Here is a 4,416-nt window from a genome sequence, read left to right on the forward strand (position 1 = left end):
GCTGGTCACCAAAGTCGCGCAGAGCGCGGCGCCCGGCAGCCGCTCGGCCACGCTGACGGCGAGCATCGCCGAGCAACTGCCCGTCTACACCGGGCTGATCGAGCGGGCCCGGGCCGAGAACCGCCGCCCAGCCTCGCTCCCCTGCTCACCCCCGAGGGGCAGGCCCTGCTCGCCGAGTTGCGCGACCACGACCCGGCCCGGGAGCTGGCACTCGCCACCCGCCTGCGCCGCGACCACCCCGCCGCACTGGTGTCGGCGGCGCTCGGGCAGGCGCGGCTGCGGCAACGCGCGGTCGCGAAGTTCGGCGCCGAGGACGCGGGCCGCATGTACTTCACGCCGAACGGGGTCGAGCAGGCCACCCGCGGGGCCGTCGCCGCCCACCGCGCGGCCCGCTTCCGGTCGCTCGGCGCGACCCGGGTGACGGACCTGTGCTGCGGGATCGGCGGCGACGCGGTGGAGCTGGCCCGCGCCGGCATCGCCGTCACCGGGGTCGATCTGGACCCGCTGACCTGCGAGATCGCCACCGCGAACCTCCGGACGCTGGCGCCGGAGGGGCCGCAGGCCACGGTGGTGTGCGCCGACGTGGCGACGTACGACGCCGGGGACGCGCAGGCGCTGTTCGTCGACCCGGCGCGGCGCCGTGGCTCGGGGCGGATCTTCGATCCGGAGGCGTACTCGCCGCCGCTGTCCTGGGCGCTCGACGCCGTCCGCCGGGCGGGCCTCGGCGCCGTCAAGATCGCGCCGGGCGTGCCGCACGAGCTGGTCCCGCCGGACTTCACCGCCGAGTGGATCTCGTACGAGGGCGACGTGAAGGAGGCCGTGCTCTGGCACACCCCCGACGCTCCGGACGCCACCCGCCGGGCGACCCTCCTCCCGTCGGGGGCGACGCTCGCCGCCCAGGGGCTGCCCGATCCCGCGGTGCGGGAGCCGGGCCGCTACCTCTACGAGCCGGACGGCGCCGTCATCCGCGCCCACCTCGTCGCCGAGGCCGCCCGCGATCTGCCCGGCGCGGGCCTGATCGACGAGACGATCGCCTACCTGACCGCCGACGAGCTGCGCGAGACGCCCTTCGCGACGGCGTACGAGATCACCGACGTCCTCCCGTTCCACCTCAAGCGGCTCAAGGCACTGCTGCGGGAGCGCGAGATCGGCGTCCTGACCGTGAAGAAGCGCGGCTCGGCGGTGGAACCGGAGGAGCTGCGGCGGAAGGTGAAGCTGAGGGGGAGGAACGAGCTCACGGTGGTCCTCACCCGCGTGGCCGGCGCCCCGGCCATGCTGCTCGGCCACCGCGCCAGGCCCTGAGCACGCCGGTCCGGGTACGGCGGTCCTCGGGGCGGCTTGGGGCAGGGCGGGCCGCCACGCGGACGGGCAGCGCGAGCAACGCGGGCACACGGGCAGCACGAAGATCGGCAGGGAGGCGGAGGGGGCACGGACGGCGGGGGCGGACCGGAGGGCGCACGGGCGCCGGTGCGGGACGGGTACGGGGTAGGGGCCGGGGGCGCGCGGGAGGGGACACGCACGTGCGGCAGGGGCTCGCCGCCGCGTCAGCGTGACCCCTCGGGCGCCGTCGCACCCGTCACACGCACGCGACGCATCCCACGCGTCGCGCGTCCACCATCACGCCGCCGACGCGTTTCCCCGGGGCGTTCCCCGGCGCCGGGCGGAGCCGCGCGGCTCGCGCGTCACCGCAGATCGTCGAACTCCGTGAGTTCGTCCGCGTAGATCTTCGACAGGGGCTGGGGGCCGATGTACTGCTGGCAGTTGCACTGGCGCAGTTCGAAGTGGACGGGCTTCTTCTCCTCGTCCCACTCGGTCGGGACCTGCACGTCCTCGTGGCACTTCCCGGACTTGTCGTGCTTGGCCAGGTGGTGGCTGCAGCCGCAGACGGCGTCCGGCGGCTTGTGCGACTCGGCGATCGCGAGCCGCTCCTTCTCCGCCAGCTTCAGGCGCTCCATCCTTCTGTCGTGCCTGGTCTTGAGCGCCGTACGGCCGGTGTCGGCGATCCAGCTGAACCCGCCCACCATGAAGAAGACGAATATCCACCAAAACCAGTTCATCCGCCGCCCCTTCACCTGAATGGCGCATGCGTGTCCACTCCAGAATAGGCCGGACGACGTAGGAACGGGCTCAACAGGCGGTGCCACCCGTGTCACGTGCCGGGCAGCGCCCGGCGGCACCCGTTCCGACCAGCGCCGGAGCCGTACTCGGTAGTCTGCCCCGAATGACTGCCGAACGCCCTGATCCGCCGTCCCTCGGCGGCGAGCGCGAGATGCTGCGCTCCTTCCTCGACTTCCACCGTGCCACGCTCGCGATGAAAGCCGAAGGCCTCACCGACGAGGAACTCCGCCGGACCTCGATGCCGCCGTCCGCGCTGTCCCTGCTGGGCCTCGTGCGGCACATGTGCGAGGTGGAGCGCACCTGGTTCCGGATGGTGATCAACGGGGAGCGGCTGCCGCTCGTCTGGTCGGACTCCATGGACTACCAGCGCGCCTACGACGCGTCGGGCGCCACGCGCTCCGAGGTCTTCGCCGCGTGGGAGGCCGAGGTCGGGCACTCCCGCAGGATCGAGCGCGAAGCGGCCTCCCTGGACGTCACCGGCGTGAACCGGAAGTGGGACGAGGAGGTGTCGCTGCGGCACGTGATGCTGCACATGATCCACGAGTACGCGCGCCACAACGGCCACGCCGACCTGCTGCGGGAGGGCATCGACGGCACCGTCGGCGCCTGACCCGCGGGCCCGGCCGAGCGGGTCAGCCCGTGCCGTGTCCGGGGCCCGTGCCGTGTCCGGGGCCCGTGCCGTGTCCGGGGTCCGTGCCGTGTCCGGGGTCCGTGCCGTGTCCGGAGTCCGTGCCGTGTCCCTCGTCGGCCGGCTCGAAGCGCCAGCGGTGGACGGGGCGGGTCACGAGGTCCGCCGGGGGCGCGGGCAACTCGGGGACCTCGCTCGCGTACGAGCCGGGCCACCAGGTCAGCACCAGGACGCGGTCCTGCGGCGCCACGAACGTCTCGCGGCGCAGCGGCTCCGCGGCGAGGCGCTGGGCCCTGGCCCACGCCAGCAGCTCACCGCCGCGGCCCTCGGCCGCCCGCGCCTCCCACATCAGCGTGACCGCCATCAGTGCCCCTCCGCCGCCGCGTGGGCGTGCTGGTGGGCCGCGGCGTGCGCCGCCGCGTGGACGGCCTCGTGGGCCGGTACGTGCGTGTCGGTGACGGGCAGCGAGCTGTCCGCCGACAGGTCCCACGACGAGGCGGAACGCCCGCGCGCGACCATCTCGGCGCCCAGCGCCGCGACCATGGCCCCGTTGTCCGTGCACAGCCCGGGCCTGGGTACCCGCAGGGTGATCCCGGCGCGGGCGCAGCGCTCCTCCGCCATGGCCCGCAGGCGCGAGTTCGCGGCCACGCCGCCGCCGATCATCAGGTGGTCCACGCCCTCGTCCTTGCAGGCCCGGACCGCCTTGCGGGTCAGCACGTCCACCACGGCCTCCTGGAAGGAAGCCGCGACGTCGCGCACCGGCACGTCCTCGCCCGCCGCGCGCCTGGCCTCGATCCACCGCGCCACGGACGTCTTGAGGCCGGAGAACGAGAAGTCGTACGGGGCGTCGCGCGGGCCGGTCAGGCCGCGCGGGAACGCGATCGCGGCCGGGTCGCCCTCGCGGGCCAGCCGGTCGATGACCGGGCCGCCCGGGAACCCGAGCTGGAGGACGCGGGCGACCTTGTCGAAGGCCTCGCCCGCTGCGTCGTCGATCGTCGCGCCCAGCGGCCGGACGTCCGCCGTGATGTCCGGCGCGAGCAGCAGCGAGGAGTGGCCGCCGCTGACCAGCAGCGCCATCGTGGGCTCCGGCAGCGGGCCGTGCTCCAGCTGGTCGACGCAGATGTGCGAGGCGAGGTGGTTGACGCCGTAGAGCGGCTTGCCCAGCGCGTAGGCGTACGCCTTCGCGGCCGAGACGCCCACGAGCAGGGCGCCCGCGAGGCCGGGGCCGGCGGTGACGGCGATGCCGTCGAGGTCCCGGGCGCTGACCCCGGCGGTGGCCAGGGCGCGCTCGATCGTCGGGACCATCGCCTCCAGGTGCGCGCGCGAGGCGACCTCGGGCACGACACCGCCGAAGCGGGCGTGCTCGTCGACGCTGGACGCGATCGCGTCGGCCAGGAGCGTGGTGCCGCGCACGATGCCGACGCCCGTCTCGTCGCAGGACGTCTCGATGCCGAGGACGAGTGGTTCGTCAGCCATCAGTGTCCGTTCCTCCCGTTCCCGTTCCGTTTCCCGTTTCCGTCGCCGTTCCCGGCTCCGCGCCCGGCCCGGCGGGGGCGTCCGCACCGGTCCCGCCGGCCGCTTCCGGCCGCTTCCGACGGCGGTCCTGCTCCGCGCCCGGACCGGCGTGCGTGCCCGGTGCCGCGTCCACCGCGGGGTCCGGCGGCGCCCCT

The 4,416-nt window shown here is 74.8% G+C and carries 5 protein-coding genes; 2 read left to right on the forward strand and 3 right to left on the reverse strand.

Annotated features, from left to right (window positions below):
- Positions 1-141 precede the first annotated feature (141 nt).
- Positions 142-1,302 (forward strand): class I SAM-dependent methyltransferase, encoded by a 1,161-nt coding sequence (locus L1885_RS24365; RefSeq protein ID WP_235799321.1) that lies wholly within the window; start codon positions 142-144, stop codon positions 1,300-1,302.
- Positions 1,303-1,682: 380 nt separating this feature from the next.
- Here L1885_RS24365 and L1885_RS24370 read toward each other — a convergent pair whose 3' ends face one another.
- The gene (locus L1885_RS24370) at positions 1,683-2,057 is read right to left on the reverse strand and encodes a hypothetical protein (RefSeq protein WP_235799317.1); all 375 of its coding nucleotides are present in this window, start codon (positions 2,055-2,057) and stop codon (positions 1,683-1,685) included.
- Positions 2,058-2,221: 164 nt separating this feature from the next.
- Between L1885_RS24370 and L1885_RS24375 the strand changes: the two genes are divergently transcribed.
- Positions 2,222-2,728, forward strand: a complete 507-nt coding sequence (locus L1885_RS24375) for a DinB family protein (protein WP_235799318.1) — start codon at positions 2,222-2,224, stop codon at positions 2,726-2,728.
- A 22-nt stretch (positions 2,729-2,750) separates the two neighbouring features.
- Here L1885_RS24375 and L1885_RS24380 read toward each other — a convergent pair whose 3' ends face one another.
- Positions 2,751-3,110, reverse strand: coding sequence for a hypothetical protein (locus L1885_RS24380; protein WP_235799319.1), 360 nt, complete (start codon positions 3,108-3,110; stop codon positions 2,751-2,753).
- Complete coding sequence (gene tsaD / locus L1885_RS24385; RefSeq protein ID WP_235799320.1) at positions 3,110-4,222, reverse strand: tRNA (adenosine(37)-N6)-threonylcarbamoyltransferase complex transferase subunit TsaD; 1,113 nt, start codon at positions 4,220-4,222, stop codon at positions 3,110-3,112. The genes L1885_RS24380 and tsaD overlap by 1 nt, the downstream gene beginning before the upstream one ends.
- Positions 4,223-4,416: the final 194 nt, after the last annotated feature.

The organism is Streptomyces fuscigenes, from assembly GCF_021556455.1.
Taxonomy (GTDB): Bacteria; Actinomycetota; Actinomycetes; order Streptomycetales; family Streptomycetaceae; genus Streptomyces; species Streptomyces fuscigenes.

What these genes read in the sequence shown, in the direction of transcription:
- L1885_RS24370 (WP_235799317.1), bottom strand. Translation starts at nt 2,057, where the DNA reads ATGAACTGGTTTTGGTGGATATTCGTCTTCTTCATGGTGGGCGGGTTC.
- L1885_RS24375 (WP_235799318.1), top strand. Translation starts at nt 2,222, where the DNA reads ATGACTGCCGAACGCCCTGATCCGCCGTCCCTCGGCGGCGAGCGCGAG.
- L1885_RS24380 (WP_235799319.1), bottom strand. Translation starts at nt 3,110, where the DNA reads ATGGCGGTCACGCTGATGTGGGAGGCGCGGGCGGCCGAGGGCCGCGGC.
- tsaD (WP_235799320.1), bottom strand. Translation starts at nt 4,222, where the DNA reads ATGGCTGACGAACCACTCGTCCTCGGCATCGAGACGTCCTGCGACGAG.